The sequence below is a fragment of the Paraburkholderia sp. BL25I1N1 genome, from assembly GCF_003002025.1.
Taxonomy (GTDB): domain Bacteria; phylum Pseudomonadota; class Gammaproteobacteria; order Burkholderiales; family Burkholderiaceae; genus Paraburkholderia.
Genome location: NZ_PVZB01000003.1, coordinates 320,727 through 342,981, shown reverse-complemented (window position 1 = coordinate 342,981; position 22,255 = coordinate 320,727). Strand labels below are relative to the sequence as shown.

The following is a 22,255-nucleotide window of genomic DNA, read 5'->3' as shown; positions in this document are numbered from 1 at the left end:
CCAACACAACGTCATTTGATAGGTCCAGCTGCGATGATCGAGATCATTGGCCCGCTCACCAGTCCGGCTGCGTCGGCGCTCGCCGGCGGCGGCGCAAAGCCCGAGCCGCTGCAAAAACAATTGCTCGAGCGCCTGCAGCAGGCGATTCTCGCGGGCCGTTTGCCGGCGGGATCGCTGCTGCCGTCATCGCGCCTGCTCGCGGCGGAAATGGGCGTGTCGCGCAACACCGTGGTGATCGCGTACGAGCATCTGGCCGCAGTGGGTTATGTGGTTGCCGACAAGAAGGGCACGCGCGTGAGCCCGCTCTCCAGCCCGTCCGCACGCGGTGAACCGCCCTCGCAGCCGGCCGCGCGGGACGTGGCCTACGCGGCCCGCGTCGGGCAGTTCGCGGCCACGCGCACCCACGCCGACAACACCTTGCCTCTGACACCCGGCACGCCCGCCCTGGACCGTTTCCCGTTGGCCGCGTGGCGGCGCGCGCTCGAACGCTCCATGGAGCGCGCGTTGCCCCTCGCGCTCGGCTACGGCACGCCTGCTGGCGAGCCGGCATTGCGCGACGCCATCGCCGCACATTTGCGCATGGCGCGCGGCGTGCGCTGCGAAGGCTCGCAGGTGGTGATCACGGAGGGCGCGCAGGAGGCGCTGAACCTGTGCGTGCGTCTTTTCACCAATCCGGGCGATGTCGCGTGGGTCGAGGACCCCGGCTATCGCGGCGCGAAGGCCGCGTTCAATCTGGGCGACCTGACCACGCTGCCAATACCCGTCGACGCGGAAGGCATGGCGGTGCCATCCGACGCATGGCGCACGCAGCCGCCGAAGCTGATCTACACGTCGCCTGCGCATCAATATCCGACCGGTTCGGTGCTGTCCGTGGCGCGTCGTCTGGAGCTGATCGCCCAGGCGCGCCGCAGCGGCGCGTGGCTGGTCGAAGACGATTACGACGGCGAGTTCCGCCACACCGGCGAGCCGATCGCCAGCATGCAAGGGCTGGTCGAGGACGCGCCGGTGTTGTACGTCGGCTCGTTCAGCAAAACGATGTTCCCCGCGCTGCGCATCGGCTTCGTGGTGCTGCCGCGCCCGATCGCCGCGCACACCGCCATCGCCGTGCAGGAGATGCTGCGCGGCGGGCATCGGCTCGAACAACTGGCGCTCGCGCACTTCATCGAAAGCGGCGAGTTCGGGCGGCATCTCGGGCGCATGCGGCGTCTGTACCGCGAGCGTCAGCAGGCGTTGCGCGACGCGCTGACCACGCATTTCGCGCCGTCGCAGATTCTCGGCGGCAATTGCGGCATGCATCTGACGCTGCGTTTGCCGCCGCGCATCGACGATCGGACGCTCGCCGAACGTGCGCTCGCCCAAGGGCTCAATCCGCGCGCGCTGTCCGGTTTCGCGTTACAGCCGCGCGCCGAAACGAATGGGCTCGTGATCGGTTACGGCAGTACGCCGGCCGAACGACTGGCACCCGCAATCCGTGTGCTGGCCGGGCTCGCGGCCGAGTTGGACGGCAAGCCGAAGCGCCGTCCGGCAGCCGCGTCCGCCGCGAAGACGCGCGCGTAACTTTTTGCGTTTGTCCGCGTGGCCCATGTCGCGCTATCGTGTCGGTTATGCGCGGCGACTTCGGAATGTGCGACATCGACGAATCGCCCGCAGCTCATGCCGCCCGCGCCGCACCGCAACATCGCGTGACACGCGGTGCTGTAAGCGCGCTTGCCGGGCCGTCGCCTGGCGCCGGCATGAAAAAGGCCTTTGTTGTGGTTATCTATGATGATCTATCCGACCGGAGACGACATGAAGGAAATCGAACCGACCCCGTGGTTTGAGCTTGAGGCCCACACGCCCGTTCGTGAAGGCTGGTATGAGGTGCAGTTGACGAGCGGGGACACGGCCTTTGCGAAGTTTGGCGATGGCGTATGGACCGAGAAACCGTTGCTCGTGTTCACCCACTGGCGCGGCTTGTCCGCCGATCCATCGACAGCCGGCGAAGGCGAAGCCGAATCGATCGCCGCCGAGGCCACCGCGGCCCAAGGCGTGCGCGCCGCCTGGAACGCGTTCTTCCCAGGGCTTGGCGAGGAACAGCACAAGCCACTGGACGCCGTGCCCAACGGTAAAGCGCCGCACTGATGCACGTCGGGCGGCGGCTCACGAGTTGCCGCCCTGATTTGCCTGACGTTACTCGCGCTTCAGCGCCTTATCGTTTGAGCGCCTCGGCAGCCAGCCTGCCGATCTCCATATCGATGTCGGGCGCCTCGCCCGTCTCAAGAATCCACGCCGCGGACAAACCAGACCACGCCAGTATCCACTGCAGCAGACGGCGCCGATCGAGTCCAGCCATCCGCGCGACCCGTTCGACGCGACGCTCGAACCATCCCGGTCGCAACGCCGACGCCTCGTCCGGATTGCAGAAAATGTTTGCGTAGTCGAATCCGCGTTCGCCGTAGAGACCTTTCGGGTCGATCGCCAGCCAGCCGCGCGGGCCGAAATCGAGCACGTTGCCGTGATGGATGTCGCCGTGCAACACCACAGGGTCTTGCGGCGCGGCGAGCAGGGCTTGCGCGACGGTTACGCTGTCCTGCAACCAGCCGCCGTATTTTTGCGCGGCCGGCCACAGGCTTGCGAACCAGCGCGGCAAATCGATCAATTCGGGCAGTGGTTTGTTTCGCGGCGCGTGGAGGCGTGCGGCGGTGGCGCAGAGAATGTCGGTGGCTTGGTCGTCCGCGTCGCTATTGCCGGAGCGTGCCAGGTCCGCCAGCGCGTGACTGCTCTGCGCGCGTTCGAGCAGCACGGCGTCGGCATCGTGCGCGAGCACGCGGGCCGCCCCTTCGCCGTCCCACCACACCATCAACTGCGCGCCGAATTTCTCTTCGGGTTCCTGCGCGACTTTCAGCATCGCGGGAATGCCGTGATGGCGCACCGGCAGCAGCCGGCTGCTGTGTGTGCGACTCGGCTCGCCGTCCTGCTGCAAATCCCATTTGACGATGTATTCAGTGAACATTCGAGCTTCAGTTCGCGAGCGCGGCGACGTTGCTGTCAGCGGCATGCAGGCAGACGTTGTGCACGGCTCCTCCAACGGATGAGACGGTCTTGCATTCTCGCCTGGATCGGCTCGGCATGGCGTGTGCAGCGCGTATCGAGCCCCGACGCTACAATCGCTCACGTTCATTTGATGCGGGATCTACGTATGAAAATCACCCGAGAACCCGTGGCCTTGCCGCGGGCCACGCAACTGCTGAATCATGGACCGGTCACGATCATCACCAGCGCGCACGGCGGCCGCTCGAACGTGATGGCGGCGTCGTGGGCGATGCCGCTCGACTTCAACCCGCCGAAGGTCGTGGTGGTAGTGGATAGCCGCACGCTCACGCGACAACTGATCGAGGCAAGCGACGTATTCGGACTGCAACTGCCAAGCCGAGGATTCGCTGCGCAAACGCTGGCGGTGGGTACGAACGCGGGCACGGAACTCGACAAGTTCTCCGCCTTCGACCTGGAGACGTTCCCCGCGCAACAGATCGACGTGCCCATGCTCGCGGGTTGCATCACCTGGATGGAGTGCAAGGTTATTCCGGACGATAGCCAGCGCCACGATCTGATCATCGGCGAAGTGGTCGCGGCGTATGCGGATAGCCGCGTGTACTCGAACAACCGTTGGCATTTCGGCGATGATCCCGGTCTGCGCACCTGTCACTACGTGGCCGGCGGAACGTTCTTTGCGACGGGCGATGCGTTCGAGGTAGATGCCGTAGCGAACGGCGCGGCGGACTGAGTGCCGGCGGGCGCGCGAACACGCGCATCACTCACGCGTCGCCCTCCGCAAACTTCTTCAGCGCGTCTCCCGCTAACCGATACCGTACCCATTCGCTTTGCGCGCTCGCGCCGATCGATTCGTAAAAGCCGATGGCCGGCTCGTTCCAGTCGAGCACGCTCCATTCGAAGCGGCCGCAACCGGTGTCGCAGGCAATGCGCGCAAGGTGACGCAACATCTGTTTGCCCGCGCCGCTGCCACGCGATGCCGGCGACACGTACAGGTCTTCCAGATAAAGCCCCTGCTTGCCGAGCCAGGTGGAATACGAAAAGAAGTAGACGCAAAAGCCGATGGGCTCGCCGTTCATCTCGCAGATCAGCGCCTTCGCGCTGGAAGCGGCGGAAAACAGGCTCGCTTCGATGTCGTCGACGGTTGCGACGACTTCGTGCTCCGCTTTTTCGTACACAGCGAGTTCGGTGATGAAGCGAAGAATCAACGCTGCGTCGGCGGCGCGAGCGGGACGGATATGGATGGTCAAGGTCAGAGGCTCGATTGATCGGTTGAGTGGTGCAGACCGAAGTTTCGCGCAGACGCACGGGCTTCGGATCAGACATGCATCGTAGCGTTTAACATGCCGTTCTGACCAGAGCGCGACAAGAATGCGATTGACGTCGCGCCACAAAATCGATTACCGTCGATCCATGGACTTCCACTCGATTCCCTTCGCAGCCGTCACCACCACGACGACCACCTTCACAGGCGGGTCGTCTGGAGGTTGCGCGCACTAGAAGCAGGACGCAGTGGCAAACCACCAAAGGCCTCGCCGGAAACGGACGGGGCCTTTGGCGTTTCTGGACCTCCGTTTGCGGCATCCATTCGCGGTAACCGATCAATGGAGCAAGACAGTGAACGATATCGATCATCGTGTACTCGGCAACAAACTCGACCTCTTCCATCAACAGGAAGAAGGCGCGGGCATGGTTTTCTGGCATCCGCGCGGCTGGGAGCTGTATCGCGTGCTCGAAGATTATGTGCGTGCGCGCATGCGTCGCGCGGGGTTTCGCGAGATACGCACGCCGCAATTGCTGGCGCGCTCGCTGTGGGAAAAGAGCGGGCATTGGGAGAAGTTCGGCGCGGCGATGTACTCGTTGGCCGATGCGGAAGAAGGCCGCGCGCTGTGTCTGAAGCCGATGAGTTGCCCCTGTCATGTGCAGGTGTTCAATCAGCGCGTGCGGTCTTATCGCGAGTTGCCGGTGCGGTATAGCGAGTTCGGCGCGTGTCATCGCGATGAGCCGTCGGGCTCGCTTGAAGGACTGAAGCGCACGCGTGCTTTCGTGCAGGACGATGCGCACGTGTTCTGCACGGAGGCTCATATCGAGGCGGAAGTCGGCCGCTTCTGTGCATTGTTGCGTGCGGTCTATGCGGATCTCGGTTTTCCCGAGTTCAAGGTCGCGCTCGCGACGCGGCCGGCTATGCGCGCGGGCGACGATCAAACGTGGGATCGCGCGGAAGATGCGTTGGCGAACGCGGCGCGTGCGGCTGGGCTTGAGTTCGACGTGCTCGAAGGAGAGGGCGCTTTTTATGGGCCGAAACTCGAATTTCATCTGAAAGACAGCCGTGCGCGGAGTTGGCAGTGCGGCACGATCCAGCTCGATTTCGTGCTGCCCGAGCGGCTCGACGCGGAGTTCGTCAACGAGCGCAATGAGCGTGAGCGGCCTGTGATGATTCATCACGCGGTGCTCGGCAGTATGGAGCGGTTCATCGCGATGCTGCTCGAACATCACGAAGGATGGTTGCCGGTGTGGCTGGCTCCTGAACAGGTCGTGGTCGCGACGATTAGCGATGCGAATAGCGCTTACGCGCAAGAGGTCATGCAGGCGCTCGATGATGCGGGTTTCAGGGCGGTGCTTGATAGCCGGCCCGAACGGCTGGAGAAGAAGATCTTCGATGCGCGCGAGAAGCAGGTGCCGCTTCTGGTCGTGGTGGGCTCGCGCGATGAGCGGGATCGGACGATTAGTATTCGCCTGCGGGATGGGCGGCAAATGAATTTGTCGTTTGCCGAGGGCGTCGAATATTTGAGGGTGGCGGGGCAGCCACCAGGGATGGCTCCAAAGGTTTAACGCGACGGGTGTCGGGGGCGTTTCGAGTCGCGCCCTCCCGCCGGTCGATTCGGCGGCGGGCGGCGCGGCGTCGTGCCTTAAAGGCAAGAACTTACCGCACTTCCATAAACCACCGCCCCCACCGCACCAACGGCTCCACGTCCACTCGCGCATCGGCCAACTGGCGCGCGGCCGCCAGAACCCGGCTCACGTCGAACTGGCCGAGCGCCTGCTCGGACAACGCGATCTCTGTCACCGTGAAGCGGGCAAAATGCGCGCTGACGTGCGCCAGTTCGCTCAGCATCGCCGCCGTCATCGGCTCGAGCGCGGTGTTCGACGACGGCGTCAGAATGCCGAGCCGAATTCGTTTGCTTTGCATCGTAACGCGTCCTTTGCTCTTGCCTTAATCGGCGAGCAATGACTTCACGCCCTCGGCGGCTTCATAACGCAGCGCGTCGAGATCGAGACCGGGAATCACGCCGTTATCCACCACCGCGCGACCGTTCACCACGTTATAGCGAACGCGCGCCGGCTCGCCTGCCGTCACCGGCGCAACGGCAACATCATGGAAACCGTTGAAGCGCAGATCGCTGACGTCATACAGCACGAAGTCCGCCGCCATGCCGACTTCAAGTGTGCCGACCGCATCGAGCCCGAGCACGCCCGCGCCACCTGCGCTGCCCCAATGAATCGTCTCTTCCACCGTGGTCGCCGACGCGCCCTGCGCCGCGCGATGCACGAGCCATGCGAAATGCGCTTCATTGGTCATGCTGCCGGATTCGTTCGACGCCACGCCGTCCACGGCGAGCGACATCGGCACGCCAGCGGCCGCCATCTGCGGTGCGGGTGCGATGCCGCTGCCCAGCCGGGCATTGCTGACCGGGCAATGCGCGCATCCACTGCCGGTTTCAGCGAGCATCGCGATCTCGCTCGCTTGCAGATGCACGAGATGCGCGAACCACACATCCGGACCGAGCCACTCGTGATCGGCGACGAACTCGACCGGCAGTTTGTTGAAGCGCTCCTTGCAGAAATCGACGTAGCGGGTCGTCTCGGACAGATGCGTATGCAACCTCAAACCCATCCGCCGAGCCGCGCGCGCGACTTCAGGCAACAGTTCGGGCGGCAGGGAAAACGTTGGCGTGGTCGGCGCGACTACGACGCGACGCATCGAGGCATCGCCACCGTCGTGATGCCGCGACTTCAAACGTTCGATATCGGCGAGCATCTGATCGAGCGTTTCGGGCTTGAGCGCGACTTTGGAAAACCCCGGATGATCCCCCGCCGCCTGCAATGCGCCGCCGCGGCACAACACGAAGCGCATGCCGAACGAAGCCGCTTCGTCGAATAGCAGATCGCCGGTTTCGGTGGTGCCGTCCGCGTGGTAGAGATAGTGATGATCGGCGCAGGTCGTCACGCCGGAGAGCAGCAGCTCGGCAAGACCCAGGCGAGCGGCAACGCGCGCCAGCTCCGGCGTAAAGCGCGCGAGACGCGGATACGGCACGGCAGCCAGCCATTCCTGCAAATCCGCATTGATACCGGACGGCACGGCCTTCAGCAGATTCTGGAACAGATGATGATGCGTGTTCACCCAGCCCGGATACACCACGCAGGAACGTGCGTCGATCACGCGTTCATCGGCACGCGGTTCGAGATTCGGCGCGATGGTTTCGATACGGCCATTGCGAATCCGCAGATCGACCTGGCCGAGCCTTGCGCGCTCGCCGCTCATTCCGCTCATCACCGCGACAGGGTTTTTGATCAGCAACGCTTCAGTTTGCATGCTCACGATTCGATATCCTTTCAGTTACTGCGAAGCGGCGGCCTTTGCAAAGACCGCCGCGCTCGTCATGCAACATCCGCTTATTCGCGGACCATATTGTGCGCCGGCACGACGTCCTCTTCATGCGCGCCGTTGAGCACCGCGTTCAGCACGACGGAAACGAGGCACGCCAGCACCACGCCGCTGTGCAGGAACGGTTGCGTCCAGTCGGGCATGTGCTTGAAGACTTGTGGCGCCATCACCGGAATCAACGCGGTGGCGATCGTAAAGCCGACGATCAACACGTTGTAGCGATTGCGCTCGAAGTCCACTTTCGCCAACGTCTGCACACCGGCCGCGACCACTACGCCGAACATGGCGATACCTGCGCCACCGAGCGCGGCGGAAGGCGTCGACGCAACCACCGCGCCGATCTTCGGCACCAGCGCCACCACGCACATCAGCACGCCGCTGATCGCCACCACCCAGCGGCTGCGCACGCCGGTCAGAATGACAAGGCCGACGTTCTCCATGAACGCGATGAACGGAAACGCCGCGAACATGCCGGCGATCGCGCTCGCCAGCCCGTTGGCACGCATGCCACGCACCACGTCCTCCTCGCTCACGTCCTTATCGACGATGTCGCCGATCGCGACGAACAGGCCCATGGATTCGACCATCTGCACCACCATCACGACGATCATCGTCAACACCGGCACCAGCGAAAACACGGGCGTGCCGAAGTGAAACGGCAACGGCATGGTGAACCACGGCGCTTGCGCCACGCTCGCGAAGTTGCCCATGCCGAGCGAGCACGCCAGAACGCCACCGGCAATCAAACCGATCAGCACTGACAGATTGCGCAGGAACGCATTGGCAAAACGGTTGATCGCGAGAATTACCAGCGCGACGAACAGCGTGACGCTCAGGAAGGGCAACGCGCCGAACTGTTGTTGCGCGGCCTCGCCGCCACCGGCCCATTGATACGCGACGGGAAACAACTGCAAGCCGATCACGGTCACGATGCAGCCGGTCACTACAGGTGGGAAGAACCTTCGTAAGCGCCCGACCAGCGGCGCGGCGAACATCGTGAACAGACCCGCGCCAATCACCGCGCCGCACACGCCGGCGAAACCGACGCCCGGACTCGTGCCGATCGCAATGACCGGTCCGACGCTGCTGAATGCGACGCCCTGCAGAATCGGCAGACGCACACCGAACTTCCAGATGCCGACGGTTTGCAGAATCGTCGAGATGCCCGAGCAAAACAGCGCCGTGCTGATGAGCACGGTGGTGTCGGCCGGCGACATCTTCAGCGCCGACGCGACGATCAGCGGCACCGCGATGGCGCCGATGTAAGCCACTAGCATGTGCTGCAAGCCGAGCGTGATCATCTGGCGCTTCGGCAGAATGCGATCGACGGGGTGTATGGCGGTGTTCATGACGTGTCTCCAAATTGTGTTTATCGATCGGAGCGCGCCGCACGGACCTAGCCGCGCGGCACTACGACGCGCGCCGACCGGATCTCCCGTCAGGCCGCAACCGGCACGGCCAGACAGGCGTGGAAGCGGTCGGTCAGTGCGGCGCGATCGAGATCGCGTCCGATGAAAACGATGCGGCACGAGCGCGGCTCGCTACCCCACACTTGCGCCGCGCGCAGTTCGATGACGTTGTGCACGCCTTGCAGCACATAGCGATGCAACTGGCCTTGCACGGCGAGAATGCCTTTCATACGGAACAGGTTCGTGGCATCCGAGTCGCGCAGTTCGGCGAGCCATGCTTGCAGCGCGTCGAGGTCGATATCCGCGTCGACTTCGATCCCGACCGAGGAAACGCTTTCGTCGTGCTGGTGAGCGGCGTGATCGTCGTCGTGATGGGCATGCTCGTGTTCGTGTTCTTCGTGACCGTGCGTGTGTTCGTCTTCATGCAGGCCATCGGTCTCGACGAGAATTTGCGAGAACTCGTTTGCGCCCACGCCAAGAATCTTGCCGAGGTCGATCTGTGCATAGCTCGACTCGACGATTTCCGCCGTGGCATTGAGTCCACGAATGCGTTGCGTCAGCGAAGCGATATCGTCTGGTCCCACCAGATCGACCTTGTTGATGACGATACGGTCCGCGCACACGATCTGATCGACGGCCTGGTTGTCGCTGCCGTCGAGCACCAGATCGTCCAGATGCGCGGCGATATGCTTCGCATCCACCATCGTGACGACGGCGTCGAGGGTGACTTGTTTAGCGATGGGATCGTCGAGAAAGAACGTCTGTGCAACCGGATACGGATCGGCAAGCCCGCTGGTTTCGACGATGATGTGATCGAGCCGGTCCGGCCGCTCCACGAGCATGCGCACGATCCTCACCAGATCCTCGCGCACCGCGCCGACGCAGCACACGCAGCCGTTCGTCATTTCATAGATCTCTTCGGTCGATTCGAGCACGAGGCCACCGTCGATGCCGATTTCGCCGAATTCGTTTTCGATCACCGCGATCTTGCGGCCGTGCTTCTCGCGCAGGATGTAGTTGAGCAGCGTCGTTTTGCCGGCGCCGAGAAAGCCGGTCAGCACCGTGACGGCGATCTTCTCGATTTCGTTGTGGGTGGTGTGAATGTGATTCATGGCTCGTCTCCGTTTCTTCGTTCGTAAAGCAGTTCGGCTATCAGGCGATATGCGGTGCTTGTGCCTCGACTTCTCGCCAGCGTTTGACGGTGCCCGCTTCGAGACCGAACAGATCGAGCACGCGGCCAAGCGTGTGCTCGATCATCTGGTCGAGTGAAGCGGGGCGCGCATAAAACGCCGGCACGGGTGGCGCGACGATCGCGCCCATTTCGGTTACGGCAATCATGTTGCGCAGATGCGCCAGCGTGTACGGCGTTTCACGCGCGAGCAGCACCAGCGGGCGGCGCTCTTTCAACGTGACATCGGCGGCGCGCGAGATCAGGCTTGACGACATGCCGCTGGCAATTTCGGCAAGCGTCTTCATCGAACAGGGCGCGACGATCATGCCCAGCGAGCGGAACGAGCCGCTGGAGATGGCCGCGGCCATGTCGTCGCAGCGATAGGTGGCGCTGGCTAGCGCGCTGACGTCGGCGAACTTGTAGTCGGTTTCGTGCGTCATCGTGAGTAACGCGCTGCGCGAAACGGTCAAATGCGTTTCGATATCAAGCTGACGCAGCAATTGCAGCAGACGCACGCCATACGTAAAGCCGGATGCGCCGCTGATGCCGACTACGAGTCGCCGCGCGCTCATCGCTGGACTCCGGTGGCGTGGGCCAGAATGTTGACGGCCTGTTGCGAAGCGCGCTCGCTGATCTGCGCGCGGATGCCGTCGAAATGCGCGCCGCGCGTCGCGTCGATGCCCATACGCGACGTGGTGCCCGCCGCGGACGACGAAGGGTCGAGCGGACTGCCCGGCAATCCATTGACGATAAACACGTCCTCGTGCGGCTGAAAATGCGTGGCGATCGCCCACAGCACCTGCGAGTCGTTAGTGATGTCGATGTCGCTATCCACGGCGACGACGTTCTTCAGGTAGGGATCCCAACCGAGCAGCGCGAGCATGACCTGGCGTGCTTCGCCGTCGCGCGTCTGATTCAGCGCGACGTAGCAGTGGAAATGCGTGCCGGAGTTGGGGTAGTGCAATGCTGTGACGGACAGGAAGCGCGCCTTCAGCTTCTCGCTCATCTCCGCTTCGCGCGGTAAGCGGGCTAAAGTCAAATGTTCTGCGTAAGGACCGCCAACTACATCGACGAGCCACGCATCGCGACGACGCATCATCGTGTCGACGCGCAGCACGTTGTTCGTCGAGCGGTCCGACGAATAGCCGGTGAATTCGCCGAACGGGCCTTCTTCGGCGTGCGCGGACGGATCGATCGTGCCTTCCAGCACGAACTCGGCGGAAGCGGGCACGCCGATGCCGTAGCGCGGCGTGCGCACCAGTTCCAGCGGCGCACCGAACAGACCGCCTGCGATTGCGCGTTCGTCGGTGCCGAACGGCACGCGTGCGGCGGCGGCCAGCATGAACAGCGGATGCGCGCCGATCACCATCGCGACTTTCAACGTGTCGCCGCGTGCCTGGGCGGTTTGCAGCATGCGCCAGAGGTGGCCGCGCGAATGCAGACTGGTGGCCAGGGCGTTTTTCGCGTGGCGCATCGAACGGTGATAGCTGAGGTTTGCCACGCCGGTGACTGGATCTTCCGCGACGATCACTGCATTCGTGACGTACGGGCCACGGTCGGTATCGAAGTGGCGGATCATCGGCAATTGCGCGAGATCTACTGCGTCGCCTTCAATCACCTGGTCCAGTACGGGGCCGTTCGCAACGAACACGGGTGCGACAGGCGCATTGGCGCGTTGTTGATATGCGTCGAACAGACCGGCCGCGTCGACATCGAACAGACGCCCAATGCGTGTACGCGAAGCAAAGAAATTCGTGACGAGCGGCGTTGCGATCCCGTCGACCTTTTCGCAAAACAGCATGGGATGCTGTCCGCGCGCCGCGAGTTCGGCGACGACCGCCGTAACATCCTGATCAGCGGACAGTGGCTGCGAGAGCGTCAAAACATCATCGGGATAGTGCTCGCGATACGCATGCGCAAAGCGATGAAAATCCTGCGTGGCGCGGAAGAGGTTATCCGCCATAGTGAACTCCGTGTGAGCAACAGAGGCAGGCGCGGCGCGAACCGCGCCTGCTTTCTTTCGAACGATCAGTCAGTCAGCGTTAGGCCGGCTGCGTGACGTCATTCACGTAAGTCGCCTTCAAACGTTTTTCCGCTTCGGCAAGATCCTTCGGCGGCTTGGTCGGCTCGATTCCGACCAGACGGGCGATGTTGTTGCCCATATAGTCTTCGAGACCGTCCTCGTCCAGATTCATACCTTGCGGCGCGGGACCGCACAGCATTTCCAGTTCGCGCAGCCACATTCCCGGTTCGTTCGGCGGCGAATCCGTGCCGAACACGATCTTGTTGCGCGGCAGTTCACGAGCGAATTCGACGATGCGCGACTGATAGCACCAGCCCGATTCGCAATACACGTTCGGCGTATCCATCGCCATCCAGAACGCTTCGAACGAATAGTTGCCACCCGTCTGAATCCCGAAGTGACCGATGATGAAATTCACCATCGGGAATTCGCGGATGATCGGATAGAACTGCGTCGGGATCGTGTACGGTCCGTCGCCGGTGTGAATCAGCACGACCACGCCGAGCTCAGCGCATTTCTTCATGGCCGGGCGCAACCAGTCGAGCGCGCGGTCCGGCCGGTAGCCGTGCATGTTCGCGTGCAGCTTGAGCATCTTGAAGCCGTACTCCTTCACGTGGAATTCGAGCTCAGCCGCGCCATTTTCCGGACCCCAACGCGGGTTGTACGTGAAGTTGCCGATAAAGCGATCCGGGTACTTCTGCGTCAATTCGGCGATATACGACATGTAGTCGCGAATGCCTTCACGACCGCGGCGATTGCCGTCGCGATAGCCGGTGTTGCCCGGCGGCGGCTGAATGAAGCCCATGTCGATCCGGCGCGGCTTGCCGTTGATGATGTACGGACCGTCCATCATCTTCAGCAGGCGTTCGCCGGTGAATGGCTCGCCGGTATGACGCCACGCTTCGTCGACGAGATTCGTGGGATGCAGATGGGTATCGATGATCATCAGCGGGCTCCTGCGTAGTCGGCCTGGCCCGCGTGTTTCTTCGCGGCGCCGGCGTGGTGTTTCAGATAGGCTTGCGCTTCTTCCACGCTCTTCGGCGGCGCGCTCGGCTCGATGCCGATCATGCGGGCGAGGTTGTTGCCGAGATAGTCCTCGAGCGTGTCTTCGTCGAGATTCAAGCCTTGCGGCGGTTCGTGGCACAGCACTTCGAGCAAACGCAGCCACATGCCCGGCTCGTTCGGCGGTGTGTCGGAGCCGTAGAGAATCTTGTGCGTGGGCAGCACCTTCGCGAATTCGACGATTCGCGATTGCAGGCACCAGCTCGATTCGCAGTACACGTTCGGCGTATCGAGCGCCATCTGGTACGGCTCGAAGCAATACACACCGCCCGTCTGCACACCGAAGTGCGCCATGATGAAATTCACCGACGGGAATTCGCGAATCAGCGGATACCACTCGCTCGGAATGCTGTACGGGCCGTCGCCGGTGTGGAGCTTCACGAGCAGGCCAAGATCCGCGCATTTGCGCAACGCGGGGCGCAACCAGTCGAGCGCGCGGTCGGGACGGTACGCATGCATGTTGGCCTGCAACTGCACCATCTTGAAGCCGTGTTCCTTCGCATAGAACTCGATGGCTTCAGCACCGTTCTCCGGACCGCAACGCGGGTTGTAGACGAAACAGCCGAGCAAACGGTCCGGATACTTTTGAACGCATTCGACCGTGTACGCCATGTAGTCGTCGATCGACTCGCGGCCCGAGCGTTCGCCGTCGGTCCACGTATAGATGGTGTTGCCTTGCGGCGGCTGGATGAAGGCCTTGTCGATACGGCGAGGCTTGCCGTTGATGATGTAAGGGCCGTCCATCACTTCGATCAGACGCTCGCCGGAAAATGGCTCGCCGTCATGGCGCCACGCGAGGTCGACCAGATTGGTCGGATAACAGCTAGTGTCGATGATCATGTACTCGATCTCCTTGAGAGGAACTGGTGTATCCAGTTGCCGGATCGCGGGCAGGCGCATCGATGGAACCCAGCCCGTTGGGCTTGCCCATGCGGCCCTTTGCAAGACGCTGTTTTTGAGCGCCTTCCCCTCGCCGGCATCGAGTGTCACACTGATGTGCACTGCTGCTTGCGATGCAGTCTCACAAGATAAAAACGCTCTGTACAATATTTTTTAACCACGATCTTGATACGTTTGCGATATGGACATCCGGCTGTTGCGTTACTTCGCGGTGCTTGCCGACGAACTGCATTTCGGCCGGGCAGCCGCGCGGCTGCACATTTCCCAGCCGCCGCTGAGTCAGCAGATTCGTATCCTCGAAGAAGAGATGGGCACTGCGTTGTTCTCGCGCTCGCAGCATCGTGTCGAACTCACGGAGGCAGGGAAAACACTTAAAGAGCAGGTGCCGTTGATCTTCGCGCAGTTCGAACGCGCGATCGATCTGACGCGTTGTGCGGGACGTGGCGAAGTGGGGAGTCTTGAGATCGGCATCATCAGTTCGGCGATGGTCGAGCCGATTCCACACGCGCTACGCGTATTCGCGGAGAAACATCCGCAAGTACGATGGACGCTGCACGAGATGACGCCGGCCGCGCAGATTCTCGCGTTGAAAGAGCGGCGGCTCGATGTGTGTTTCTTTCGCGTCTCGCACGAAGACCCGGAGATTCGCAGCGAAGTGGTGATGCGCGAGTCGGCGGTGGTGGCGTTGCCGTTGGGGCATGCGCTTGCATCGCGTGGGGAGATTGCGTTGCGGGAGTTGGAGGCCGAGCGTTTCGTGTCGTTTGGTTTGCGGCAGTCGCAACTGGCGCGCTTTCTTCAGGACTGCTGCGTCGAAGCAGGGTTCACACCTCGCATCGAACAGGAAGTGGTCGAGGTGCATACGCTGTTGTGCCTCGTGCGCGAAGGCTTGGGCGTGGCACTGCTGCCTTCTTCCGCGCGGCAGTTGTCGACGGGCGGCGTTGCGTTCGTGCCGGTGGCCGCGCCGCGTCCCGAAGTATCGCTGCACGCGCGCTATCGTGCCGAAACGCCTTCACCGGTGCTGTCGCTGTTTCTCGATACCGTGCGGGAAGTGGCGGCCAGTACGAGCTAACGCGTGCTGTTAGTTTGAGCGACCAGGTTGCGTATCACGTCGATTAACGGTGCCACACGCTCGGCTTTCTCGCGCGGCCACACGGCGTAAAGGTTGTAGTGCGTTGGAATTTCCACTCGTGTGAGTTCGACTAGGTCGCCGTTGCGTTGCGCGTCGGCGGCGAGCAGGCCGCGCGCCAAACCTGCGCCTACGCCTGCGCTCGCGGCTGCGATCAACCCGGCCGCGTTGTCGAAAACCGCCACTGCGTCGGGCTCGACCTCGGGCAAGCCCGCAGCGGCGAGCCAGGGAATCCACGAGCGCTTCGTATAGCCTAGCAACGGCAAATCCAATAGCTGCTCAGGCGTGAGCGGCACACTAAGCCCGCGTGCCTGCAATAGCGAAGGCGAACCCACCGCCGTCAGACGGTCACCGCAAATCAGTGCGTTTTCGAAGCCGTCCCATTCTCCATACCCGTACCGCAACGCAATATCCACGCGCTCGAACGCGCTGCGATCGTGGCGCGGCGTGGACAACACCGTGAGCGATGTGCCGGTCAGCGCGCCGAGCAAGGTGGGCAAACGCGCCACCAGCCAGCTCTGCGCGAGTTCGGGATCGACGTCGAGCGTGATGGACTGCTTGACCGTCCGCTCTTTTACCGACGACAACGCGCGGTCGATTTGCTCGAAGCCATCCGTCAACTGATTCGCGAACAACACGCCCGCATCCGTCAGCACCACGCGGCCGCTTTCGCGTACGAAAAGCGGCTGGCCGACGAACTCTTCGAGCGTGCGGATCTGCTGGCTGATCGCGCTATGCGTGAGCGACAACTGCCGCGCCGCGCTCGAAAAGCTGCCGACGCGCGCGGCCTGCAGAAAGGCTTGCATCGACTGGATAGACGGATAGCGCTTCAACATGGTGTTAGCCGGACTGACAGACGGTGGAAGAAATGGTCGCTGGCGTTGCGCTTAACGGCTTTCAATAATGGCCGCAAGCACGCGGCCCTTGTCCCGCATCGACGCATCCACTCATGCATGCGCCGCGCTGCACAATCACATTCAGGAGACAGCGCATGATCGAGATCGTGGTCAACGACACGCGGCACTCGCTCGACAATGTACCGGAAGACATGCCCCTGTTGTGGGTGTTGCGCGACCGGCTCAAATTGACCGGCACGAAATTCGGCTGCGGCGGCGGCTTTTGCGGCGCGTGTACGGTGCATCTGGAAGGCGAGGCAGTGCGCTCCTGTTTGCTGCCCGCTGTTGCCGTGGCGGGCAAACGCATTACGACGATAGAAGGGTTGTCGAAGGACGGCCGGCACCCGCTGCAACTCGCGTGGATCGCGGAGGATGTGCCGCAATGCGGCTACTGCCAGTCCGGCCAATTGATGCAGGCGGCCGCGTTTCTCAAGGACAAGCCGATCGTCAACGACGAAACCATCACGGCGGCGATGTCGGGCAACATCTGTCGATGCGGAACCTACGCACGTATTCGCATGGCGATCAAGCGCGCGGCGTCCGGAGATCCCGTGTTGGCGACGGTGGATATGCCTGAGTGCGCAGCGACCTGCTCGTCCTATGTCACGAACGAGGAGGCCTGAATGCGCAACGACAAAGAGGTGTTGACCGGTGGTCATGGCGCTGCGCGTCGGCGGTTTATTAAACAGAGTTCGGCGTTGGTGGCTTCCGGGCTCGCAATCGGCTTCCAGTTGCCCGAAGCGTTTGCCAAGGGCGACGACAGAAGCGGCGATCCCAAACCGCAGGCCGGTGAATTCGAACCGAATGCGTGGGTGCGCGTGCTACCGGACGATACGATCAAACTCGTCGTCCATAAACACGATTCCGGCACGGGGACGCGTACCGCGCTCGCTGCGATGGTCGCGGAAGAACTGGACGTCGATCTGTTTCGCGTCGGTGTGATCACGCCGGAGAATCCGTTTTACGGCGACTACATTCATCCGTTGTGGAAAGTGTTTTCGACGGGCGGGAGTACGAGCGTGTCGTTGGAATACGAACGCTTGCGACGTGCGGGTGCGACGGCCCGCGCCATGCTGATTGCTGCTGCAGCGAAACAATGGAATGTGGCGCCGTCGACGTGTTCGACGGAAAACGGCTTCGTGGTCGATAAGGCCAACGGCAAGCGTGCCAACTATGGGTCGCTTGCGCAGGTCGCGGCGCAGATGCCCGCGCCGAAAGACGTTGTTTTGAAAGATCCGTCGCAGTTCAAATACATCGGCAAATTGCGGACTAAGCGCGGCGCTGCGGAGAAGGCGAGGGGCGCGTTTCCATACAGCATCGACGTGTCGTTGCCGGGCATGCTGGTCGCGGTCGTCACGCGTGCGCCGGCGATCGATGCGCGTGTGCGTAGCGTGGACGCTAAGGCTGCGTTGGCCGTGCCGGGCGTGCGGCAGGTGTTGCAGATTCCTGGCCGGCCCGACATTCTCGGCGGCAATCAGGCGGGTGTTGCTGTGTTAGCCGATGACTACTGGTCCGCGCATAAGGGGCAGGCGGCGTTGCATGTGGAGTGGGAAGACAGTCCGCTGGAGACTTTCGATAGCAGCACGCTTGCTGCGCGTCAGGCGGCGTGGCTCGATGATCCCGCGGCGCGGGTGGTGCCGACTATTCAGAGTGGAGATTCGAAGACCGCGTTTCCGCTCGGGGCGCGGGTGATCGAGGCTGCTTATTCGATGCCTTATAAGGCGCAGTGTCCGCTTGAGCCGATTAACGTGACTGCGTGGGCTAAGAACGACGGTTCAATTGAGTATTGGGGTGGACTGCAAGTGCCGTCGACGGTGCAGGAAGCGGCTGAGATGATCGGCCATATTCCTGCGAATCGTGTCGTGCTGCATGAGCTTGTTTCAGGCGGCAGCTTTGGGTCGCGTGAGTCGAAGTACTGGCTTTTTGAAGTGACGTGGCTCGCGTTGAAAGTCGGGAAGCCGGTCAAGTTGATGAATAGCCGTGAAGATGAAATGCGGGCGCTTTACTACCACTCGGCGAGTTTTCATCGGGCGAAGGCTGTGCTCGATTCGCGCGGGAATCTGGCGACGTTGCAATTGCGCGCGGTGATGCCTGCTTCGCCGGAACAATGGGAGCCCGGGTATTTCGATCGGCCGGATCGAATGGATTACAGCACCACTGAAGCGATCAGCAAGTATGAGTTTACTTATGGGGCGCCGCATGTGGATATTGGTTGGGTGCGCCATGAAACGGGTGTGCCGACCGGCTGGTATCGGGCGGTGAGTTATATCCCGAATGTGTTTGCGGTTGAGTCGTTTATGGATGAGGCCGCGCATGCGGGGCATCGGGATCCCGTTGAGTTTCGGCTCGCGCATATGAAGGATCCGAGGCATCAGGCTGTTTTGCGGGAGGCGGCCAAGCGGGCCGGGTGGGGGCAGGCGCTCTCTGCTGGGACTGCTTTGGGCGTGGCGACCAATCAGGCGTATGGCAGTTATGTGGCGGTGGTAGCGCGGGTGGCGCGGAAGGGTGATGGCGTCGTGGTTGAGAAGCTGACTTGCGTGGCGGATTGCGGGTTGGCGGTTTCGCCTGGTGGGGTCGAGGAGCAGCTCTATGGCGGCTTGATGTGGGGACTAGGGCATGCGACCGCGGATCGGGTCGATATTCGGCACGGGCAGGTGCAGCAGAGGAACTTCGATACGTACCGGGTGATGCGGATGAGTGATATGCCGGAGGTCGATGTTTTCATCGTGCAAGGAGATACGTCTAAACCCGGTGGCGTGGGGGAGTTGTCGAGTCCTTCGGTGGCGCCGGCGGTGGGGAATGCGGTTTTCAGGCTGACCGGGAGGAGGGCTAGGGAGACGCCTTTTGATCTGGTGAAGATGGCCGGGAAAGCGAAGGCTTGAAAACGAGGCCGGTCGGTCACATTGCGATATCCCAAGGGATGCTAGCTTGCGTCATGGGATCGATACCTTGCTGTCCGCGTGTCGGGCTAAACCGACGCTCGCCGTTCATCCGCCGTGCGGCTGCGGATCGGCGCTTCGCTGTCATTCGCGACGCGACGCGGACAGCCGCAGTCGAGGAGTGCCATCAACTCTGCGGTTGGTCCTGTGGAACAATATCGCCCGCGGCGACGACGGCATTCCTTCCACTCCTTTTGGCCGCGTACAGCGCCAGATCAGCTGAATTCGTCAATTCATCTAGTGACGATGGAAGTGAGCGTCGACCAGTCGCGCATCCAATACTCACCGTGAAATGTGGAATTGCTTCGAACGGTATTGCCGGAGGGCCACAGTCAACTTCCTGACGGATAGCTTCAGCGATCTTAAGTGCTCCCGCTTTGTCCGTATGAGGCAGCACGACAACAAACTCTTCCCCGCCATATCGCGCAGCGAGATCGCCACGACGACGCACGTGTCGATTGATACATTCCGCGAGGTGTTTCAATGCAATATCACCTTGAGCGTGACCGTGCCTGTCGTTGTATTGTTTGAAGTTATCCGCATCGACGAACAGCAGCGACAAAGAACCATCGCTGCGCTGCAGTGTTGCCCACTCGTTTTCGAGGGCATGGTCGAGAGCACGGCGGTTCTTGAGCCCCGTAAGCGAGTCGGTTCGCGTTAGCTCCTTGAGCAGTACCTGAGCCTTTGCGTGGTCCCGCAATGCAAAAGCAAGGAGCCAGACCACCGCGCAGAACGCAAGGCTAACAGACGACGCGGAGATTCCGACTATCCATGTCAGTCGTTTCCAGGATGCCAGTACGTCAGTTTCCGCCGGCGCGACAACGGCGATAAGCGGCGTTCCGGGAACCCGCTGAAATGTATATAGGCGCACGACCCCGTCCGAGATCGAGGGGGCAGCATAGAACCCGGAATCATGGTTCACCATACGCGGAAACGTCGGTGACTTACCCACGTTGACCAGCCTGGCATTGCTCATTGCGGGATTTCTGGCCACCAGCGTACCGTCCGTGCGGACGATCGCAGTGACACCGTTTGGCCCAACGTCCAGTTTTGCGAGCAGTTGATTAAAGTATTCGACGTCAATGGCAACAATCGCCACTCCAGCGAACGACCCGTCTGGCCGGTTCATTCTTCGCGTCATCGCAATTGACTGCGCCCCTGGCCGCGACCGCGGCCGGTAGACGGATGACACATAAAGGCCAATATTCGCCGAATTGCGATGTGCAATGAAATAGTCACGGTCGCTGAAATCCCAATTGTGGGCGCGCGAGCAGCAGCCGTCGGTCAGATGACCCCGATCATCTGTAATCCCCATGCCGGTGACGTACTCAGCAGCGGTTCGATCAAACAGCAATTCGTGACGCAGGTCCGGATCCATAGCCTGGATGGCGGGATTGTTCAGCGACGCTACCAGAGTGCGAAGGGACGTGTCAGACGTTTCAATGGTCCGGGCGATGTTGCTGACCAGAACGGCGGTGACGTTTCTGGACATTTCATGAGCATGTTCGACAGTCGTGTCACGTGCGGCCAGAAGCGTGAGCACGCTGATTGCCATTACGGCCACGGCCATCAGGCTGGCTAGAGCACCGACGATCAAGGGATGTCGGCCCGCGAGAACAGCCAGTTTTCCGGTGGTGATAGAAACAGACACGTTAATGTTGTCGTGAGAACACTCGGTCCATACGTCGTCGTCGCGCAGTCGTGGCGAGAATATCGACTTGGTGCAGCGGGTCCAGCGGCAAAGGATTGCCCGAGTGTCGTGGGTAGCCGATGACCGGGTTTACGGCAAAGGCAGTAAAAAGTAGAGGCTACGGCACACCTGCAGGACAATTTTACCGCACCCCCTGACGGCAAAAATGGCCAGTAGCGTAACTGGAGAAATGCTCCCGCGCACGTTTGGCCGTCACTCGGACTCGGCTCGAAAGACAAGCTGTCGGCCGATTCCGAAGGCGCCACGACCGAGCGCCAGATCCTATTAAAACAGAATAAAAATATATTTGTATCGAAATCAACAAACATGTAGATTACGTTACATGAATGAATTCACCGACTGGCTGCTGCTCGTGCTGTCGCTGCCGACGGACAGTGCGACGGCGCGCATGCGGTACTGGCGCGCGCTGAAGGCAAAAGGCTGTGCGGTGCTGCGCGATGGCGCGTATCTGCTCCCTGTGTCGGGCGAGGCGGGGATGGCTGAAATGTGTGACGGCATCCGACAGGCGGGCGGGGCCGCCTATTTGATGTGGTTTACAAGCCGCGATGCGTCCCAGGAACAGCAATTTCGGACCCTATTCGACCGCGCAGACGACTACGCGAATTTTCAGCGGTCCGTGGAGGATGCCCGGAAAACGCTTGCCAGCATCAGCCTCGCCGAGGCTTCCAGGCTCGTGCGCAAGATACGTAAGGAATTTGAAGCGATTGCCGCAGTTGACTTCTTCCCGAACGACTCATTGGTTCGAGCGCAGTCCGCCTGCCACGACTTTCTCGAAGCTGCGGAAGCCGTGTTGTCTCCAGGTGAGCCACACCAGGGCGAAGGGGCCATTCGCCCCTTGGATCATGACAAGTTTCAGGGGCGCGTTTGGGCTACCCGTCAACATCTTTGGGTTGATCGGGTGGCCAGCGCGTGGCTCATCAAACGTTTTGTTGATAGCAACGCGCGGTTCCTGTGGCTTGCTTCCCCGGGCGAGTGTCCTGAGGACGCTGTGGGGTTCGACTTCGATGGCGCGAGCTTCTCGCACATCGATGGCCGCGTGACCTTTGAAGTGCTCGCTGCCAGTTTTGGCGTCGACAGCGAGCCTGGGATGACGGGACTCGCGAACATGGTTCATGCGCTCGATATCGGTGGCCTCGTCGTACCGGAGGCCGCCGGCTTCGAGGCAGTCATGACAGGTGCACGAGAACGCGGCCTGGGTGATGACGACCTCGTTAGCGAAATGGGTCATGTGCTGGACTCTTTGCTCGCACATTTCGCCGCATCTGAAAAGAGTACGGCCAGATAACGTAGCGGTCGTCCCGACAACGCCATTGCTCTATTCA

19 protein-coding genes and 1 pseudogene are annotated in these 22,255 nt (G+C 61.8%); 8 read left to right on the top strand and 12 right to left on the bottom strand.

All coding sequences use genetic code 11. The features are described 5' to 3' along the window. Positions 1–33 precede the first annotated feature (33 nt). Positions 34–1,557, top strand: coding sequence for a PLP-dependent aminotransferase family protein (locus tag B0G73_RS06405; protein WP_106279007.1), 1,524 nt, complete (start codon positions 34–36; stop codon positions 1,555–1,557). A gap of 231 nt (positions 1,558–1,788) precedes the next feature. Further along, on the top strand, positions 1,789–2,121 hold the full coding sequence (locus B0G73_RS06400; RefSeq protein ID WP_012428912.1) for a hypothetical protein: 333 nt from the start codon (positions 1,789–1,791) through the stop codon (positions 2,119–2,121). 67 nt (positions 2,122–2,188) lie between these two features. Here B0G73_RS06400 and B0G73_RS06395 read toward each other — a convergent pair whose 3' ends face one another. Continuing rightward, positions 2,189–2,992 carry an aminoglycoside phosphotransferase family protein gene (locus B0G73_RS06395; RefSeq protein ID WP_106279005.1) on the bottom strand — a complete coding sequence of 268 codons (804 nt, stop codon included), beginning with the start codon at positions 2,990–2,992 and terminating at the stop codon, positions 2,189–2,191. A gap of 186 nt (positions 2,993–3,178) precedes the next feature. On the opposite strand from B0G73_RS06395, the gene B0G73_RS06390 reads away from it, so the two are divergent. Continuing rightward, the gene (locus B0G73_RS06390) at positions 3,179–3,763 is read left to right on the top strand and encodes a flavin reductase family protein (protein ID WP_106279183.1); all 585 of its coding nucleotides are present in this window, start codon (positions 3,179–3,181) and stop codon (positions 3,761–3,763) included. A 31-nt stretch (positions 3,764–3,794) separates the two neighbouring features. On the opposite strand, the gene B0G73_RS06385 is transcribed toward B0G73_RS06390, so the two are convergent. Next, complete coding sequence (locus tag B0G73_RS06385; protein ID WP_106279003.1) at positions 3,795–4,280, bottom strand: GNAT family N-acetyltransferase; 486 nt, start codon at positions 4,278–4,280, stop codon at positions 3,795–3,797. A 367-nt stretch (positions 4,281–4,647) separates the two neighbouring features. Between B0G73_RS06385 and thrS the strand changes: the two genes are divergently transcribed. Next, complete coding sequence (gene thrS, locus B0G73_RS06380) at positions 4,648–5,862, top strand: threonine--tRNA ligase (protein ID WP_106279182.1); 1,215 nt, start codon at positions 4,648–4,650, stop codon at positions 5,860–5,862. Positions 5,863–5,998: 136 nt separating this feature from the next. On the opposite strand, the pseudogene B0G73_RS06375 reads toward thrS, so the two are convergent. The 8 genes and pseudogenes from B0G73_RS06375 to B0G73_RS06340 all read right to left on the bottom strand — a co-directional run. Further along, positions 5,999–6,220 (bottom strand): annotated as a pseudogene (locus B0G73_RS06375) (Asp/Glu/hydantoin racemase); the annotation flags it as partial. A gap of 24 nt (positions 6,221–6,244) precedes the next feature. After that, a complete protein-coding gene (locus tag B0G73_RS06370; protein ID WP_374956999.1) occupies positions 6,245–7,624 on the bottom strand; it encodes an amidohydrolase family protein in 1,380 nt (459 codons plus the stop codon). 80 nt (positions 7,625–7,704) lie between these two features. After that, positions 7,705–9,045, bottom strand: a complete 1,341-nt coding sequence (locus B0G73_RS06365) for a nucleobase:cation symporter-2 family protein (protein WP_106278999.1) — start codon at positions 9,043–9,045, stop codon at positions 7,705–7,707. An 89-nt stretch (positions 9,046–9,134) separates the two neighbouring features. Continuing rightward, positions 9,135–10,217, bottom strand: coding sequence for a GTP-binding protein (locus tag B0G73_RS06360; protein ID WP_106278998.1), 1,083 nt, complete (start codon positions 10,215–10,217; stop codon positions 9,135–9,137). Between the two features lie 40 nt (positions 10,218–10,257). Further along, the gene (locus tag B0G73_RS06355; protein WP_106278996.1) at positions 10,258–10,848 is read right to left on the bottom strand and encodes a UbiX family flavin prenyltransferase; all 591 of its coding nucleotides are present in this window, start codon (positions 10,846–10,848) and stop codon (positions 10,258–10,260) included. Continuing rightward, positions 10,845–12,239, bottom strand: a complete 1,395-nt coding sequence (locus tag B0G73_RS06350) for a UbiD family decarboxylase (protein WP_106278994.1) — start codon at positions 12,237–12,239, stop codon at positions 10,845–10,847. The genes B0G73_RS06355 and B0G73_RS06350 overlap by 4 nt, the downstream gene beginning before the upstream one ends. A gap of 79 nt (positions 12,240–12,318) precedes the next feature. Then, positions 12,319–13,245, bottom strand: coding sequence for an amidohydrolase family protein (locus B0G73_RS06345; protein ID WP_012428924.1), 927 nt, complete (start codon positions 13,243–13,245; stop codon positions 12,319–12,321). Then, complete coding sequence (locus B0G73_RS06340) at positions 13,245–14,201, bottom strand: amidohydrolase family protein (RefSeq protein WP_106278992.1); 957 nt, start codon at positions 14,199–14,201, stop codon at positions 13,245–13,247. Before B0G73_RS06340 ends, B0G73_RS06345 begins: the two co-directional genes overlap by 1 nt. 241 nt (positions 14,202–14,442) lie before the next feature. Here B0G73_RS06340 and B0G73_RS06335 point away from each other — a divergent pair, with 241 nt between their 5' ends. After that, positions 14,443–15,330, top strand: a complete 888-nt coding sequence (locus B0G73_RS06335; RefSeq protein WP_106278990.1) for a LysR substrate-binding domain-containing protein — start codon at positions 14,443–14,445, stop codon at positions 15,328–15,330. Here B0G73_RS06335 and B0G73_RS06330 read toward each other — a convergent pair. Continuing rightward, entirely contained in the window at positions 15,327–16,223 is an 897-nt protein-coding gene (locus B0G73_RS06330) for a LysR substrate-binding domain-containing protein (protein WP_106278988.1), read from the bottom strand. The two genes, B0G73_RS06335 and B0G73_RS06330, sit on opposite strands and share 4 nt — an antisense overlap. A gap of 155 nt (positions 16,224–16,378) precedes the next feature. Between B0G73_RS06330 and B0G73_RS06325 the strand changes: the two genes are divergently transcribed. Together B0G73_RS06325 and B0G73_RS06320 are read left to right on the top strand one after the other, a co-directional pair. Beyond that, positions 16,379–16,906: a (2Fe-2S)-binding protein gene (locus B0G73_RS06325; protein ID WP_106278986.1), complete on the top strand. Its 528-nt coding sequence runs from the start codon at positions 16,379–16,381 to the stop codon at positions 16,904–16,906. Beyond that, the gene (locus B0G73_RS06320) at positions 16,907–19,165 is read left to right on the top strand and encodes a xanthine dehydrogenase family protein molybdopterin-binding subunit (RefSeq protein ID WP_106278984.1); all 2,259 of its coding nucleotides are present in this window, start codon (positions 16,907–16,909) and stop codon (positions 19,163–19,165) included. A gap of 184 nt (positions 19,166–19,349) precedes the next feature. On the opposite strand, the gene B0G73_RS06315 is transcribed toward B0G73_RS06320, so the two are convergent. After that, positions 19,350–20,873 (bottom strand): diguanylate cyclase, encoded by a 1,524-nt coding sequence (locus B0G73_RS06315; RefSeq protein ID WP_374956998.1) that lies wholly within the window; start codon positions 20,871–20,873, stop codon positions 19,350–19,352. A 382-nt stretch (positions 20,874–21,255) separates the two neighbouring features. On the opposite strand from B0G73_RS06315, the gene B0G73_RS06310 reads away from it, so the two are divergent. Then, positions 21,256–22,218, top strand: coding sequence for a chromate resistance protein ChrB domain-containing protein (locus B0G73_RS06310; RefSeq protein ID WP_106278982.1), 963 nt, complete (start codon positions 21,256–21,258; stop codon positions 22,216–22,218). Positions 22,219–22,255 lie beyond the last annotated feature (37 nt).

Coding starts and splice junctions, on each gene's coding strand:
- B0G73_RS06405 (WP_106279007.1), top strand. CDS start 34: ATGATCGAGATCATTGGCCCGCTCACCAGTCCGGCTGCGTCGGCGCTC.
- B0G73_RS06400 (WP_012428912.1), top strand. CDS start 1,789: ATGAAGGAAATCGAACCGACCCCGTGGTTTGAGCTTGAGGCCCACACG.
- B0G73_RS06395 (WP_106279005.1), bottom strand. CDS start 2,992: ATGTTCACTGAATACATCGTCAAATGGGATTTGCAGCAGGACGGCGAG.
- B0G73_RS06390 (WP_106279183.1), top strand. CDS start 3,179: ATGAAAATCACCCGAGAACCCGTGGCCTTGCCGCGGGCCACGCAACTG.
- B0G73_RS06370 (WP_374956999.1), bottom strand. CDS start 7,624: ATGCAAACTGAAGCGTTGCTGATCAAAAACCCTGTCGCGGTGATGAGC.
- B0G73_RS06365 (WP_106278999.1), bottom strand. CDS start 9,045: ATGAACACCGCCATACACCCCGTCGATCGCATTCTGCCGAAGCGCCAG.
- B0G73_RS06360 (WP_106278998.1), bottom strand. CDS start 10,217: ATGAATCACATTCACACCACCCACAACGAAATCGAGAAGATCGCCGTC.
- B0G73_RS06355 (WP_106278996.1), bottom strand. CDS start 10,848: ATGAGCGCGCGGCGACTCGTAGTCGGCATCAGCGGCGCATCCGGCTTT.
- B0G73_RS06350 (WP_106278994.1), bottom strand. CDS start 12,239: ATGGCGGATAACCTCTTCCGCGCCACGCAGGATTTTCATCGCTTTGCG.
- B0G73_RS06345 (WP_012428924.1), bottom strand. CDS start 13,245: ATGATCATCGATACCCATCTGCATCCCACGAATCTCGTCGACGAAGCG.
- B0G73_RS06340 (WP_106278992.1), bottom strand. CDS start 14,201: ATGATCATCGACACTAGCTGTTATCCGACCAATCTGGTCGACCTCGCG.
- B0G73_RS06335 (WP_106278990.1), top strand. CDS start 14,443: ATGGACATCCGGCTGTTGCGTTACTTCGCGGTGCTTGCCGACGAACTG.
- B0G73_RS06330 (WP_106278988.1), bottom strand. CDS start 16,223: ATGTTGAAGCGCTATCCGTCTATCCAGTCGATGCAAGCCTTTCTGCAG.
- B0G73_RS06325 (WP_106278986.1), top strand. CDS start 16,379: ATGATCGAGATCGTGGTCAACGACACGCGGCACTCGCTCGACAATGTA.
- B0G73_RS06320 (WP_106278984.1), top strand. CDS start 16,907: ATGCGCAACGACAAAGAGGTGTTGACCGGTGGTCATGGCGCTGCGCGT.
- B0G73_RS06310 (WP_106278982.1), top strand. CDS start 21,256: ATGAATGAATTCACCGACTGGCTGCTGCTCGTGCTGTCGCTGCCGACG.